13 protein-coding genes are annotated in these 14,001 nt (G+C 59.1%); 8 read left to right on the top strand and 5 right to left on the bottom strand.

The features are described from left to right. Window positions 1–520, bottom strand: a 520-nt coding sequence (locus ACPYOP_RS31735; RefSeq protein ID WP_481414190.1) for a tellurite resistance TerB family protein, incomplete at its 3' end; no start/stop codon positions are given. A gap of 273 nt (window positions 521–793) precedes the next feature. Here ACPYOP_RS31735 and ACPYOP_RS31730 point away from each other — a divergent pair. From ACPYOP_RS31730 to ACPYOP_RS31720, 3 genes are all read left to right on the top strand, one after another. Then, window positions 794–2,005, top strand: coding sequence for a pyrophosphate--fructose-6-phosphate 1-phosphotransferase (locus tag ACPYOP_RS31730; protein WP_481414189.1), 1,212 nt, complete (start codon window positions 794–796; stop codon window positions 2,003–2,005). Window positions 2,006–2,186: 181 nt separating this feature from the next. Beyond that, the gene (locus ACPYOP_RS31725; RefSeq protein ID WP_481414188.1) at window positions 2,187–2,822 is read left to right on the top strand and encodes a LysE family translocator; all 636 of its coding nucleotides are present in this window, start codon (window positions 2,187–2,189) and stop codon (window positions 2,820–2,822) included. A 133-nt stretch (window positions 2,823–2,955) separates the two neighbouring features. Continuing rightward, entirely contained in the window at window positions 2,956–4,119 is a 1,164-nt protein-coding gene (locus ACPYOP_RS31720; protein WP_481414187.1) for a transglycosylase SLT domain-containing protein, read from the top strand. 238 nt (window positions 4,120–4,357) lie between these two features. Here ACPYOP_RS31720 and ACPYOP_RS31715 read toward each other — a convergent pair whose 3' ends face one another. Beyond that, window positions 4,358–5,746, bottom strand: a complete 1,389-nt coding sequence (locus ACPYOP_RS31715; RefSeq protein ID WP_481414186.1) for a serine hydrolase domain-containing protein — start codon at window positions 5,744–5,746, stop codon at window positions 4,358–4,360. Window positions 5,747–5,937: 191 nt separating this feature from the next. Here ACPYOP_RS31715 and ACPYOP_RS31710 point away from each other — a divergent pair, with 191 nt between their 5' ends. The 5 genes from ACPYOP_RS31710 (at window position 5,938) to ACPYOP_RS31690 (ending at window position 11,275) form a co-directional block, all read left to right on the top strand. After that, window positions 5,938–7,185, top strand: coding sequence for a BtaA family protein (locus ACPYOP_RS31710; protein ID WP_481414185.1), 1,248 nt, complete (start codon window positions 5,938–5,940; stop codon window positions 7,183–7,185). Further along, window positions 7,182–7,856: a class I SAM-dependent methyltransferase gene (locus tag ACPYOP_RS31705; RefSeq protein ID WP_481414184.1), complete on the top strand. Its 675-nt coding sequence runs from the start codon at window positions 7,182–7,184 to the stop codon at window positions 7,854–7,856. Before ACPYOP_RS31710 ends, ACPYOP_RS31705 begins: the two co-directional genes overlap by 4 nt. A gap of 213 nt (window positions 7,857–8,069) precedes the next feature. After that, window positions 8,070–8,861: a glycoside hydrolase family 25 protein gene (locus ACPYOP_RS31700; protein ID WP_481414183.1), complete on the top strand. Its 792-nt coding sequence runs from the start codon at window positions 8,070–8,072 to the stop codon at window positions 8,859–8,861. Between the two features lie 80 nt (window positions 8,862–8,941). Next, window positions 8,942–10,186 carry a lytic murein transglycosylase gene (locus tag ACPYOP_RS31695; protein ID WP_481414182.1) on the top strand — a complete coding sequence of 415 codons (1,245 nt, stop codon included), beginning with the start codon at window positions 8,942–8,944 and terminating at the stop codon, window positions 10,184–10,186. 162 nt (window positions 10,187–10,348) lie between these two features. Beyond that, window positions 10,349–11,275 carry a DMT family transporter gene (locus ACPYOP_RS31690; protein ID WP_481414181.1) on the top strand — a complete coding sequence of 309 codons (927 nt, stop codon included), beginning with the start codon at window positions 10,349–10,351 and terminating at the stop codon, window positions 11,273–11,275. Between the two features lie 191 nt (window positions 11,276–11,466). Here the strand turns inward: ACPYOP_RS31690 and ACPYOP_RS31685 are convergent, their stop codons facing one another. Genes ACPYOP_RS31685 through ACPYOP_RS31675 form a run of 3 tightly spaced genes read right to left on the bottom strand, consistent with a single transcriptional unit; the run spans window position 11,467 to window position 13,827 of the window. Further along, a complete protein-coding gene (locus ACPYOP_RS31685; RefSeq protein WP_481414180.1) occupies window positions 11,467–11,841 on the bottom strand; it encodes a hypothetical protein in 375 nt (124 codons plus the stop codon). Window positions 11,842–11,897: 56 nt separating this feature from the next. Continuing rightward, the gene (metF, locus tag ACPYOP_RS31680) at window positions 11,898–12,800 is read right to left on the bottom strand and encodes a methylenetetrahydrofolate reductase [NAD(P)H] (RefSeq protein WP_481414179.1); all 903 of its coding nucleotides are present in this window, start codon (window positions 12,798–12,800) and stop codon (window positions 11,898–11,900) included. 1 nt (window position 12,801) lies between these two features. Next, the gene (locus ACPYOP_RS31675; protein WP_481414178.1) at window positions 12,802–13,827 is read right to left on the bottom strand and encodes an ArsR/SmtB family transcription factor; all 1,026 of its coding nucleotides are present in this window, start codon (window positions 13,825–13,827) and stop codon (window positions 12,802–12,804) included. Between the last annotated feature and the right edge of the window lie 174 nt (window positions 13,828–14,001).

Raw genomic sequence — 14,001 nt, 5'->3', positions numbered from 1 at the left:
CCTTATAGGGGTCACGGCCACTGACGCTCACATGGCGGGCCATGATCTGCTCGAACCGCTGTTCGCTCATATGGAAGATTTCGGCGACATGCTGAAGGAAGGCCATTTCCTTCTCATGGATCAAGCCGTCGGCCTTGGCGATATGGAACAGGCCATCCAGCACGTCCTCCAGCACCGGGCAATTCTTCGTGCAGGTCTCGCAAAGCGAAGACAGGCGCTCCGCATAGGCCTCGTAGCCGGCCACGTCCTGGCGCGCCAGATTATAAAGGCGTGCGACGTTCTTGGCCTGGTCGGGAGGAAATTCGAAGATCTCGCGAAATGCATTGATCTCGTTTTCCGTCACAACGCCGTCAGCCTTCGCCATCTTGGCCGAAAGTGCGATAATAGCGACGGAAAAGGCCACTTTGCGTCGGGTTTCCGGGTCGCCTTCGAAGACAGTGCGAATAGCTTCGACCACCGCCGACAGGGCATTGCCGGCAGTGTTACCGATAGCATTCAGCAATTTTTCCCAAAACGACATGGTGGTTCCAACGGCCTCTAAACAGTAGAACACCTTGATCAAATTATGGTTGCCATTGCAAGCAGTCCATTCGTCGCAAGGCGGAAAACTCTTTTCACAATTTGGTAATGATTGCGTATGTCCCGCCTCATCCAATTGTGCACGATCTGCCCTCCAGCGGGAAAACAAAGCGCGGATTTCTTAAATTCTTTACTTTACACCCATGCCCGCCTGTCGCATCCATTCCCACCTCAACCATTGAAATGAAGCAGCTCGACTGCAAGGAGGATCTCCATGGCCAAACAGAAAGTCGCAATGCTCACCGCCGGCGGATTGGCGCCCTGCCTTTCGTCCGCAGTTGGCGGGCTGATCCAGCGCTACAGTGACGTGGCGCCTGATCTCGACATCATCGCCTATCGGTCCGGCTATCAGGGCGTGCTGCTCGGAGACAGCATCGAGGTGACGCCGACCATGCGCGAACAAGCCTATCTGTTGCATCGCTATGGCGGTTCGCCGATCGGCAACAGCCGCGTTAAGCTCACCAACATTGCCGATTGCGTCAAGCGCGGCCTGGTCAAGGAAGGCGAAAACCCGCTGCGCGTCGCAGCCGAGCGACTGGCTTCCGATGGCATTACCATTCTCCACACGATCGGCGGCGACGACACCAACACCACCGCGGCGGATCTTGCCGCCTATCTCGGCGCCAACGGCTACAATCTGACCGTCGTCGGCTTGCCGAAGACCGTTGATAATGATGTCGTGCCGATCCGCCAGTCTCTCGGCGCCTGGACGGCAGCCGAGGTCGGCGCGCATTTCTTCGACAATGTCAGCAACGAACAGACCGCCGCGCCGCGTACGCTGGTTATTCATGAAGTGATGGGCCGCCACTGTGGCTGGCTGACGGCCGCAACGGCGCGCGCCTATATCCAGAAGACCAGCGCCAACGAATATGTCGACGGCTTTATGATGAATGCCGAATTGAAGCGCATCGACGGCCTTTATCTGCCGGAAATGACATTCGATATCGAGGCGGAAGGCGAACGCCTGCGCGCTAGCATGGAAAAGACCGGCCAGGTGACGCTGTTCGTGTCGGAGGGTGCCGGTCTCGACGCCATCGTCGCCGAACGCGAAGCCGCCGGCGAAAGCGTCAAGCGTGATGCCTTCGGCCACGTGAAGATCGATACGATCAATGTCGGCGGCTGGTTCCAGAAGCAGTTCGCCGCGATTATCGGCGCCGAACGCTCCATGGTGCAGAAGTCGGGCTATTTCGCACGCTCCGCGCCCGCAAATGGCGAAGATCTCCGCCTGATCCAGGGCATGGTCGATCTCGCTGTGGAAAGCGCGCTCAACAAGGTATCGGGCGTCACCGGCCACGACGAAGGTCAGGGCGGCAAGCTGCGCGTCATCGAATTCCCCCGCATCAAGGGCGGCAAGGCGTTCGACATCACGCAGCCGTGGTTCGCCGACGTGATGGACCATATCGGTCAGAAATACACGCAGGCATGATCGACCGGCGACCAATCGGACTGATCTGTGATCAAGCGGCCTGATCTGTGGATCAAGTGGCCTGATCTGCGGATCAAGCGGCCTGATCGATGATCAAGCGGCCCGATCGTGATCAAGCGGATTGACGGATCGCAACTCCGGTGTCTTTGCTGGCGGCGGAAGAGGAATAGAGGAGGATTCTATGTCCATCGAAACCTGGCTCGCTTTCGCCGCCGCGTCCTGCATCATGCTGGCCATACCGGGTCCGACCATTCTCCTTGTCATATCCTATGCGCTGGGCCACGGCCGCAAGACGGCCTTGGCAACCGTGACCGGCGTCACTTTGGGCGATTTTACGGCAATGACCGCCTCCCTGGCCGGCCTTGGCGCCCTTCTCGCCACTTCAGCGACATTGTTCACGATTCTTAAGCTGATTGGCGCGGCCTACCTCGTTTTCCTCGGAATCAAGCTGTGGAGAGCACCGATCGTGACGGGTCCGTTGGGCGACAATGACAATCTCCCCGAGGAAAAACCGTTAAAAATCATGCTGCACGCATATGTTGTAACGGCACTCAACCCGAAAAGCATCGTGTTCTTCGTCGCCTTTGTGCCGCAATTTCTCGACCTATCGAAGCCATTTCTTGAGCAAACACTTATTTTGGAGGCAACCTTCCTCACTTTGGCGGCCCTGAACTCGCTCATTTACGTGTTCGTAGCCGACATGGCACGCGGCTTCATCCGCAAGGCAAGCGTGCAACGCGCCGTCAACAGAACGGGCGGTACCCTGTTGATTGCCGCCGGCGCCGTGACCGCCGGTTACCGCCGGATGGCCGCCTGAGGCGTTGCAGGGTTGCGGCCCGTTCACGGATAGGTTAATGGGGATTCATAATTTTATCGATCCTGTGATCGAATTTGGCGGTCCTGTGACCGAATTGCATCGAAATTAGGTTTGGCTTTTCGAAAGTGACAGAATGGTAGCGATCGGATTTCCCAGCCTGAAGCGCAGCGTTGCCTTTTCGGCAATGATGTGCGGCGCTCTCGCCGGGTGTGCAAGCACTCAGCAGCAGACGTCTCAGGCAGAACTCCCGTCGGCACACACCAACGTGCCGCATCCGAATACGACCCTGACCGCAACCGGCGCTGCCTCGTCGACCGGCGGCACGGCAATGGCCGCGGTAGCGCCGACATTCATCGGCCCGCGGCAGCCGCAGCAACAGGTGGCACTGGCAAAATCCGGCCGTGTTGCGCCAGGCTCGGTAAACGCCGCTCCCGGCGCCATGAACCAGCAGCAGATCGATGCAGCGCAAGCGCGTTTCGGTACCCCGGCGGCAAACGCGCCCAACCAGGGAACCGTCGCCATTGCCGCGGCAACCGGTGCGCCCGCAGGCAATACGACGACGGCTGCCGCCTATGCCGCATCCGACGTGCCGCTTGTGCCTTCCGTGGTCGCGATCCCGATGCCCAATCCGGCACGCCCCGGCGACGCTGCCCTGACGCCGGTCTCGGCCTCTATTGCGCAAGGCGAGCCGACCATTCCGATGACGTCGGATGTTGCCGCCATTCAGGTTGCCGTCCCGACACCGCGTCCCGGATCCCAAGCGCAGGCTGAAGTCGCTTTCGCGACGCCGGCACAGATCGGCCAGCCACGCTATGTGGATAACCGTATGCATTATGACTTCAATTTCGACAGCAGCGGCCCGACCGTCGTTCCCGCGGTGGTGATGACCAGCACCGCGAATTACGATTCAGACGTCCCGGCCGAGGAAAAGGGCTACGTCTCCAAGCTTATCCAGAAGTACGCCAAGCTCTACGAAATCCCGGAATCGCTGATCCATCGCGTCGTTCACCGCGAGAGCCGCTATAATCCGAAGGCTTACAACCGGGCCGGATATTTCGGCCTGATGCAGATCAAGTACAACACGGCCAAGTCCATGGGTTACCAGGGCCCGGCGTCCGGCCTCCTCGATGCGGAAACCAACATCAAATACGCCGCCAAATATCTGCGCGGCGCGTGGATGACGGCAGACAGCAAGGCCGCAAACAAGGAAAGCAATGCCGTCCAGCTCTATGCACGTGGCTACTATTATGATGCCAAGCGCAAGGGCCTGAGCGATGTCGCCAACGGCAATTACTGATTTTACCGAGACATTTTGAACGCTGGTTTGCAACGGTTCGGCATTTCATGGAAACGCCGAACCGTTCCGTCTCTTCGTCTTGCATTCCGGGCGGAAAGCCGCCGCGCCCCTTTCCGAGACTTCCTTTAGAGCCGGATGATTTCAGGTCGAATCGAGCTGAAATCTGAATCCGTCTCTAAATCAAAAAGTTAGAGCGGGATGTCGCCCGAAAACCGCTCACACTTTTCGGCATCCCGCTCTAGCTCGAGGCCGGCTTTATCACATCCATGATCCGCTTCAGCAGAATTTGCGGCCGGTAGTCCGCCCAACTTGGCGTCAATCCCATTCGCACGACAACGAGATTGGCGGACGGAACGATGGCTACCGTCTGGCCGTCGTGGCCGCTCATCCAGAACGTATCTGCGGGTAGGCCGAATTGCGCATTCGAGCCGCCGGGACCTGCAAGCCAGGCCTGGATCTGAGAGTAAACACCTTCCGACGCCTTTGTCGGCGTACGCATGGCGCCGACGAAACCCTCCGGCAGCAACCGATGCCCGTTCCAGACACCGTCCTGAAGCAGGAACTGACCGAAACGCGCCCAGTCGCGAGCATTGGCGTAAAGATAGGAGCTGCCGACAAAGGTCCCGCGCTCATCGGCCTCCAGAACGGCGCTATACATGCCGAGCGGCCCGAAAAGCGCTTCGCGTGGATAGGAGACGGCGGCGCTCAGATTGGGCAACCGATTCATCCAGAGGCGCGAAAGCAGGGTTGCCGTGCCGCTCGAATAGCTGAAGCGCGCGCCTGGCGCTGCGACCTGACGCGCACCGGCCGCGACGCTGGTCGTATCCGGATCGAGATAGAGCATGCGTGTCACATCGGACACGCTGCCATAGGACTCGTTGAAGACAAGACCGCTCTCCATGGCAAGAAGATCGCTGAGCTTGATATTCTTGCGCTCGTCCGCGCTCCATTGCGGCAACAGGTTTTGATCGTCGAAAGACATGCGTCCCGCCAGCATCAGACGGCCGATAATGGCGGCATTGACCGTTTTCGTCATGGACCAGCCGATGAGAGGCGTCGCCTTGTTGAAACCGTCGCCATAGTTCTCGGCGACGATGTGCCCGTCCTTGACGACGACGACGGCCCGCATGGCGGGCCCGGCGAGATCCGGGTTCGTGACGATATTGGCAAGCTTCGCGCTCTGCTCGTCCTGGCCGACGCTAACCGCATCCCCATCCGGCCATAGCGCATCGCTCTTCGGTGCCTTGATCTTGTTCAGGAAGACGGCGCTGCGTGCCGCCTGCAAATCGCCATCAGGCACTGTCGTGCAGCCGAGCGCCCCGCGATAAAGCGCATAATTCGGCGCAAACAAACCAAGGAAACGGGCGGTCACCACACCTTCGTCGCGATCGACGGAAACGCGAACGAGCTTCAGCGCCGGATTGCCGGGGGCCTGCACGTCGTCTTCCAGCACCTTGTCCGGATCGCGTTTTGCCACGAACGTGTTCGAGCAGATGATCTTTGCAGCATAGCCATCACCAACTCTCAGCAATTCCGGCGGGTAAAGGGAAAGCCAGATGGCTCCGCCGGCGACAATGATCAGCAGCAAAACAATAAGAGCCCCGATCACTCTCGATATCAAACGCATGTCACACACCCTCCAAAAGGTACGCGGAGACAATCAGGAAACGCAGCAATATGAAAGACCTATGATGGCTGCGGCTCCTTAAATATGTGCAAGGGTGCTTTTCCGCCGGATCTGCCAACAGCCCGCGTCATCAGACTGTAGCATTGCCGGGTTACACGCCCTGAACTTCACAAATCGGTGACAAGACTCAGATGACGGAATTCGCCCCGGATGCCGGTCTCCAAAAGAACCGGAAACTCAAGGACGCTCTCCTGCAGCACAAGGCGCTATCCAAGGCCGGCCTCTCCGAGCGGCTCTTCGGAATGTTGTTTTCCGGCCTTGTCTATCCGCAAATCTGGGAAGATCCGGATATCGACATGGAGGCGATGGAGCTTCAGCCGCATCACCGCATCGTGACCATCGGCTCCGGCGGCTGCAACATGCTCGCCTATCTCTCGCAGAACCCTGCCTCGATCGATGTCGTTGACCTGAACCGCCATCACATCGCACTCAACAAGCTGAAGCTCGCAGCCTTCCGCTTGCTGCCTGGCCATGCCGATCTGGTGCGCTTCTTCGGCACACCAGGCGTTACCGCCAACAGCCAGGCCTACGACCAGTTCATCGCATCGCGCCTCGACGCGGCAACCGCCAATTATTGGGACGGTCGCGACCTCTATGGCCGCCGCCGGATCACGGTCTTCAATCGCAATATCTATAAGACCGGCCTTCTCGGCCGCTTCATCGGCGCAGCCCATGTGTTGGCGCGCCTGAACGGCGTTCGTCTCGACAAGATGACGCAAGCCCGCACCATGCGCGAACAGCGCCAGTTCTTCGAGGAAGAGATCGCTCCGATCTTCGACAAGCGGGCCGTTCGCTGGCTGCTCGGCCGCAAAAGCTCGCTCTTCGGCCTCGGCATTCCGCCGCAGCAGTATGACGAACTCGCAAGCCTTGCGGGCGACGATTCCATTTCCGCCGTGCTGAAGCACCGTCTTGAAAAGCTCGCTTGTCACTTCCCGATGCGCGACAATTATTTTGCCTGGCAGGCGTTTGCGCGCCGCTATGCCGCCCAGCATCAGGGTCCCCTGCCCACCTATCTCAAGCCGGAGCACTATGCCGCGATCCGTGCCAATGCCGACCGCGTCGACGTGCATCACGCCAATTTCATCGAGCTTCTGGCCTCCAAACCGGCCGCCTCGCGCGATCGCTACATCCTGCTCGATGCGCAGGACTGGATGACCGAAGAACAGCTCAACCATCTCTGGGCCGAGATTACCCGCACGGCCCGCGAAGGCGCCCGCGTCATCTTCCGCACCGCCGCTGAAAAGAGCATCATCGAAGGTCGTCTTTCTCCGGCGATCCGCGACCAGTGGGTCTATTTCGAGGAACGATCACAGGAACTCAATGCACGAGATCGCTCGGCCATCTACGGCGGCTTCCACATCTACGGGAAAAAAGCGTGAGCCAGGCGGATACGGGCATGGAAACCGGCGCCGGCAACCATGCCAAGCTGATGGACGGCATGTACCGCTATCAGCGCCACATCTATGACCTGACCCGCAAATACTACCTGTTCGGGCGTGACCGCACGATCGAGCATCTGAATGTGCCTGCCGGCGGCTCCTTCCTGGAAGTCGGCTGTGGTACCGGCCGCAACATGCTGCTGGCCTATCGCCGCTTCCCCTCGGCTCGCCTCTATGGCTTTGATATCTCCCAGGAGATGCTGATTTCGGCGCGAAATAATTTCCGCGGCCTGCAGCGGATGCCGGATTTCCGCGTCGCCGATGCTACGGCTTTTTCGCCCTCTGATTTTGGCGTTAGCGGGTTCGACCGCGTGATGATTTCCTACGCGCTGTCGATGATCCCGGACTGGAAAAGCGCAATCGATGCTTCGCTCGATGCCGTTGCTCCGGCCGGCGAACTGCATATCGTCGATTTCGGCCAGCAGGAAGGCTTGCCGGGCTGGTTCAGGTCGCTTTTGAAGGGTTGGCTGAAGAAGTTCCACGTAGATCCGCGCGCCGACCTTCTGACCGTGCTTCAAGACAAGGCCCAGACACGCGGCATGTCCGTGAAGACCGAAAGGATCGGCCGCGGCTATGCCTGGCGCGCTGTAGCAAGCAAGCCCGGCGCCTGAGCGACGGCGGATTCCAGCGCAAAATCCGTCAAAGAATGCGCCAAGCATAAGAATTTGCTTGAAGATAACGCATTTTTTACGTTGATATGGTGAATAAAGTGGCAAGACCTGCCGGCAACGGTATGGTCTGCCGCTCTTTCGGATTTTCGGGAACCATATTACGGAAGCCAAGTCTTGGGGCAGCAAGATCACTCGCGCCATAACGGGTTACGCATGCGCCGGCTTCTGGCATGTCTACTGCCGCTCGCCCTCTTCTTGAATGGCTGCACGACGGGCTATGACGCCCTCTCGACAGCCGCCCTTCCCAAGACCAGGTTCAGTGATACGAAACCACAGGATTTCGGCCGCGACCATCCGCAGCGCCATCCGATCCACGGCATCGACGTTTCCAAATGGCAGGGCGATATCGATTGGAAAACCGTGAAGGGGTCTGGCGTCGCCTTCGTCTTCATCAAGGCGACGGAGGGCAAGGACAGGATCGATCCGCGCTTTACGGAATATTGGCAGGAAGCCAGCGCCGCCGGACTTCTGCACGCCCCCTATCATTTCTTCTATTTCTGCTCCACCGCCGACGAACAGGCCGATTGGTTCATCCGCAATGTGCCGAAGGATACGATGGCGCTTCCACCTGTGGTCGACGTCGAATGGAACCCCGGCTCCCCGACCTGCAAGACCAGACCGGCTCCTGAAACGGTGCGAACGGAAATCAAGCGTTTCATGGATCGCCTCGAAGCCTATTACGGCAAGCGCCCGATCATCTATACGTCGGTCGATTTCCATCGCGAAAATCTTGTCGGTTACTTCAAGGATTATCACTTCTGGGTCCGCTCGGTCGCCAAGCATCCGAAAGAGACCTATGCGGATCGCAGCTGGGCCTTCTGGCAGTATACGTCGACGGGCGTCATTCCCGGCATCAAAGGCCCAACGGATATCAATGTTTTCGGCGGTTCCGAGCAGAACTGGCAAAACTGGGTGGCGGCAGTAGAGAAGCAAGGAAATTCTTAAGGCCGACTCCATTTCACTCTTGCTTATGTCACAATCTTCTGTGAAAGCGACCCTATTCTATCACCTAGGAAGGATCGCTCATGGATCGTCACACTATTCGACGCAGCGCTCTTGCGTTGCTCTTCGCTTCAGCCATGACCGGTACGGCGATGGCGCAGAGCACGGCTCCGGCCTCAGTGCCGCCCGCGAGCAGCGATGCCACTCCAAAAGTAGCTTGCGGCGGCGATCTCACGGCTTTTCTGGCCGGTGTGAAGGCTGAAGCGATTGCGGACGGTGCGGATGCCGCAGCCGCCGACAAGACGCTCGCCGGCGCCCAGATCGACCAGAAGGTCCTCGCCATGGACCGCAGCCAGGGCGTCTTCCGCCAGACCTTCCTCGAATTTTCTCAGCGTACCGTCAGCCAGGGCCGTCTCGATATCGGTCGCCAGAAGATGAAGCAATATGCCGATGTCTTCGCCAAGGCTGAAAAGGACTATGGCGTTCCTCCCGGCGTCATCACCGCGTTCTGGGCCATGGAAACGGATTTCGGCGCCGTTCAGGGCAACTTCAATACCCGCAATGCGCTGGTCACCCTCTCGCACGACTGCCGCCGGCCGGACTTCTTCCGTCCGCGCCTGATTGCGCTGATCGAGCTGGTGCAGCGTGGCGACGTCGACCCGGAAACAACCACAGGTGCATGGGCAGGCGAAATCGGCCAGACGCAGATGCTGCCCCCCGATATCATCGCTTACGGCACCGATGGTGATGGCGACGGCCATGTGAATTTGAAGACGAGTGCACCCGACGTCATTCTGACGACGGCAAGATTCCTCCAGCATCTCGGCTTCCAGCGCGGCCAGCCCTGGCTGCAGGAGGTAACGGTGCCGGATAATCTCCCCTGGGAAAAATCCGGCATCGGCGGCACGCTTACGGCAGGCGACTGGTTCCAGCTCGGCGTCAAGCCCCGCGACGGCGATACAAGCTTCAGCTCGCTGCCGGCTGCCCTCATCCTGCCGCAGGGCCGCAAAGGCCCGGCCTTCCTGACCTATCCGAATTACAACACCTATCTCGGCTGGAACCAATCGTTCATCTACACGACATCCGCCGCCTATTTCGCCACCCGGTTTGCCGGCGCCCAGCCCTATAGTAAGGGCACGCCCGAGGCAGGCCTCAACGATGTCGACATGAAGGCGCTTCAGACCAAGCTCGTGTCGCGCGGCTACGATGTCGGCAAGATCGATGGCATTCTCGGCTCCGGCACGCGCGTCGCCATCCAGAAGGAACAATTCCGCCTCGGCATACCGGCGGACGGCTGGGCAACCACGGCGCTCCTCAACGCGCTTTGATCTCATCTGTTTCTCGATCGAAAAGGCGGCCGCAAGCCGCCTTTTTTGTTTGCAGCAGCCTTTGCCAGCCCCTCGCCCACCAACTGCCGTAGATCCCGACGGAAAACGGGTGGAAACCCGGCCCCCTTCCAGGTTACATGAACCGAAACGGGGGAGATGGTGATGGGTAACGATAACCGGATGAGCGCCTTGACCTGGGGGTTGCTTCTGTTGCTCGGGCTGATCTGGGGCGGTTCGTTTTTCTTTGCTCGTATTGCGGTCCATCACGTCCCGCCCTTTACGCTCGTCCTTTTGCGCCTGTCACTGGCAGCCCTGGCGCTGCATCTCTACCTTGCTGGCCGCTTTGGCATTTATCAGCTATTGCGGACGCAATGGCGACAATTTCTGCTGCTGGGGCTTATCAACAATGCCGTGCCGCATACCCTGATCTTCTTCGGTCAGACGCAGATGGGCGCCGGTCTTGCCTCCATCCTCAACGCAACCACTCCGATCTGGACCGTCCTGATCGGCAACCAGCTGACCACCGACGAACGCCTCACTCCGGCCAAGCTCATCGGCTGTTTCCTCGGATTGATCGGCACGGCGGTGCTCCTCGGACCAAGCGTCACCACCGGCGGCTCGGTTCCCTTCTGGGCACTCTCACTGCCGATCCTCGCGGCGATTTCCTATGGTTTTGCCGCAATCTACGCCAAGCGCTTCAAGGGCATCGCCCCACCCGTCGTCGCAGCCGGTCAATTGACCGGCTCCTCGCTGATCATGCTGCCGGTCGCTTTGATCGTTGACCAGCCCTGGTCTCTTGCCGCGCCGCCGGCAACGGCGATTGCCGCTATTCTGGGCTTGGCGCTGCTGTCGACAGCTTTCGCCTATATTCTCTACTTTCGCATCATGGCGCTTGCCGGCGCCACGAACGCTTCACTAGTGACCCTGCTGGTGCCGCCAAGCGCCCTTCTGCTAGGCTTCCTGTTCCTGGATGAGCGGCTTGGCGTCGCTGAGATCGCCGGCATGGTGCTCATCGGCGCGGGCCTGCTCGTCCTTGACGGCCGGCTGTATGCATGGATGAAACACGGCGTAAGAACGCGCGTGACATGATCGAATGCTCCGCCGAGTGGCCTGCGGTCACAGCATGTTAATACTTATTCACAACCCGTCACCTGCCAGGCAATCCTAATTTTTTCAGTAAAATCAAAACACTGCCACGGCTTCATGAATCGACACACCAACCTCATGCCGCGCCGCAGCATCGAATTTGCTTTCCAAACGACATATTTTCGACATAAAACTTAACGGCTGACTGAGGAGGAAGACATGGGATTGACGCGATCCATCAACGTCCTAGTGGTCGGTGCGGCCTTCGCTTTCGTCGTGACGATGCTTTTCATCTGATGGCTTTGACGAAATTCGCAGACGATCAAACTCCGAAAAGCTAACAAAACCTCTGCTTTATTAGAAAAGCGCATGCCCGGGCTGGACATGCGCTTTTTCATGAGCAGGTCGGGCGAGGTGCTTAGAGCAATTCCAGGAAAAGTGCGCAGCGGTTTTCCGTCCGGAATGCGTAGCAAAACAATAAGATAGGGCATTTTCGCGATTCGAAGAAAAGCGGAAATGCTCTTGAGCATGTCGCGCAAAAGTGTGGAGCGGTTTTGCGACAACGACATGCTCAAAATCAAAGACCTAAAGTGTACGAAGCGAATCTGAAAGATCGCGACGCGCTTCAGGCGGCGGCGCCGGCGCGTGCATCCACCTTGCGCTGAAGGCCAAGCCGTTCAAGGACGGCGGAGACGAGCGGCGAGCGATTCATCGTGTAAAGATGAAACTCGTGAATGCCGCGACGCATCAGATCCTGGATCTGTTCGGCCGCGACATCCGCGGCGACCTTGGCACGCTCCTCGACATTCTCGTCCAGACCGTCGAAACGCTCGTCAAGCCGGGACGGGATGCTGGCGCCACATGCGCCGGCAAAGCGCTTCAGCTGGGTGAGGTTCTGGATCGGCATGATGCCAGGCACGATGGGGATGCGGATGCCAGCCGCGCGAACGCGATCATGATAGCGCTCGAACGCATCATTATCGAAGAAGAATTGGGTCAGCGCCCGGTCGGCGCCATTCTCGGCCTTCCGCTTCAGCATGTCGATATCCGCAGCGGTATCGCGGCTTTCCGGATGCTTTTCCGGATAGGCAGATACGGAAATATCGAAATCGCCGCGCTCACGCAAAGCACCCACCAGTTCGGCGGCATTGGCGTAACCGCCCGGATGCGGCTGATAGGCCGAGCCGACACCGCCGGGCGGATCGCCGCGCAGGGCGACGAAACGGCGAACACCCGCGGCAAGGAACTCGTCGATCACACGATGCGTATCTTCGCGTGTCGCGCCGACACAGGTGAGATGCGATGCCGTCGTGAACGGTGTTTCATGGATCATCCTGCGCACGGCGGAAAGCGTCGGCGCCTTCGTCGAGCCGCCTGCCCCATAGGTCACGGAAACGAACTCGGGTTCCCAATCGCTAAGGTCTGCAACGGTGGCCCACAGCTGCTGCTCAGCTTCTTCCGACTTCGGCGGAAAGAACTCGAAGGAGACACGGATACCGTCATTCCGATTTTCGGATCTCGAAGACATGTCAAACTCTCCCGGCAAGAATGGGGGACGACTGGTGGCCTTGGTCGGCTGCCATCAGCAGCCGCGGATCGCGCGCCAGCCAGATGCTGACTGTCAGTGCCTGACCGCCTTCCCTCCCGGAATGGAGGTGCTGCACGCGCTCGACATCCAGCCCGGCCAGTTTCAGCCAATCCGAAATGGCCTGATCCGAGAAGCCGAGACGCAGATGCGCATGCTCGTCGCGCAGATATTCAAGTCCGTGCGGCGCGAGATCGATGATGACGAGCCGGCCGCCGGGCCGCAGCATTCGCGCCGCCTCGGCTACGGCGATCTCCGGCTGATCGAGGAAATGCAGCACCTGATGGATGGTGATCAGATCGAAATCCTGCTGCTCGAGCGGCAGGTTGAAAATATCGCCATGACGCACCGATGCAGCGGTGATATTGGCGCGATCGAGATTGGCGCGGGCGACCGCGAGCATGTCACGGCTGGCATCGATGCCGATGGCGCGACGGTAGTGGCCTGCCAGGAGTTGAAGCATCCGCCCAGTGCCCGTGCCGAGATCGAGAAAGGAATCGATCGGCTGCGGGCCAATCAGCTCGATCAGCGCCTTATCGACATCCTCATCGGCGACATGCAGGCGGCGCAATTCGTCCCACTCGGCGGCATTGCGGCTGAAATAGGCCTGCGCGCGTTCTGCACGGATGCGCTTGACCGAAGCAAGGCGCTCGCCATCGCGCAGCAGGACGGTGTCCTTCTCGGCGGTGTGACGCAGAAGCGTACGCGCCAAGGTCACCGCCTTGCCTTCCTGCTTCAAGCGGAAATAAGCCCAGGCGCCTTCCTGATAGCGGTCGATCAGGCCGGCTTCGCCAAGCAGCTTCAAGTGCCGGGAAATACGCGGCTGCGACTGGCCGAGAATTTCGGTAAGATCGGTGACAGTGAGATCACTTGCTACGAGCAGTGCCATGAGACGCAGCCGCGTCGGTTCGCCGACCGCCTTCAGCACGTCAACAACTTCATCCAAGCCGAGCTTCACCACATCCGTCATTCGACACCCAATCAAGATATAAAGATATCTTTATGTGATTTGAGTGCGTTCTGCAAGAGCCATTTGCCATTGAGGCCGCCGGAGGTCGGAAATCTGTTAGAGCGGGATGAATTTAGGCGGAATCGGAATTGGGATTCCCTTTTGTGAGCAAATCAGATTCACCATTCTGACCGG

It is taken from the genome of Rhizobium sp. KNZ2-6A (assembly GCF_056755475.1).
The sequence above is the reverse complement of the archived record's forward strand: the minus strand, read 5'-3'. Positions and strand labels throughout refer to the sequence as shown.

Excerpts from the sequence above, each read along its gene's own strand:
- metF (WP_481414179.1), bottom strand. The coding sequence starts at position 12,800 with ATGTCTTCGAGATCCGAAAATCGGAATGACGGTATCCGTGTCTCCTTC.
- ACPYOP_RS31675 (WP_481414178.1), bottom strand. The coding sequence starts at position 13,827 with ATGACGGATGTGGTGAAGCTCGGCTTGGATGAAGTTGTTGACGTGCTG.
- ACPYOP_RS31715 (WP_481414186.1), bottom strand. The coding sequence starts at position 5,746 with ATGCGTTTGATATCGAGAGTGATCGGGGCTCTTATTGTTTTGCTGCTG.
- ACPYOP_RS31695 (WP_481414182.1), top strand. The coding sequence starts at position 8,942 with ATGGATCGTCACACTATTCGACGCAGCGCTCTTGCGTTGCTCTTCGCT.
- ACPYOP_RS31700 (WP_481414183.1), top strand. The coding sequence starts at position 8,070 with ATGCGCCGGCTTCTGGCATGTCTACTGCCGCTCGCCCTCTTCTTGAAT.
- ACPYOP_RS31690 (WP_481414181.1), top strand. The coding sequence starts at position 10,349 with ATGGGTAACGATAACCGGATGAGCGCCTTGACCTGGGGGTTGCTTCTG.
- ACPYOP_RS31725 (WP_481414188.1), top strand. The coding sequence starts at position 2,187 with ATGTCCATCGAAACCTGGCTCGCTTTCGCCGCCGCGTCCTGCATCATG.
- ACPYOP_RS31710 (WP_481414185.1), top strand. The coding sequence starts at position 5,938 with ATGACGGAATTCGCCCCGGATGCCGGTCTCCAAAAGAACCGGAAACTC.
- ACPYOP_RS31720 (WP_481414187.1), top strand. The coding sequence starts at position 2,956 with ATGGTAGCGATCGGATTTCCCAGCCTGAAGCGCAGCGTTGCCTTTTCG.
- ACPYOP_RS31685 (WP_481414180.1), bottom strand. The coding sequence starts at position 11,841 with ATGTCGTTGTCGCAAAACCGCTCCACACTTTTGCGCGACATGCTCAAG.
- ACPYOP_RS31730 (WP_481414189.1), top strand. The coding sequence starts at position 794 with ATGGCCAAACAGAAAGTCGCAATGCTCACCGCCGGCGGATTGGCGCCC.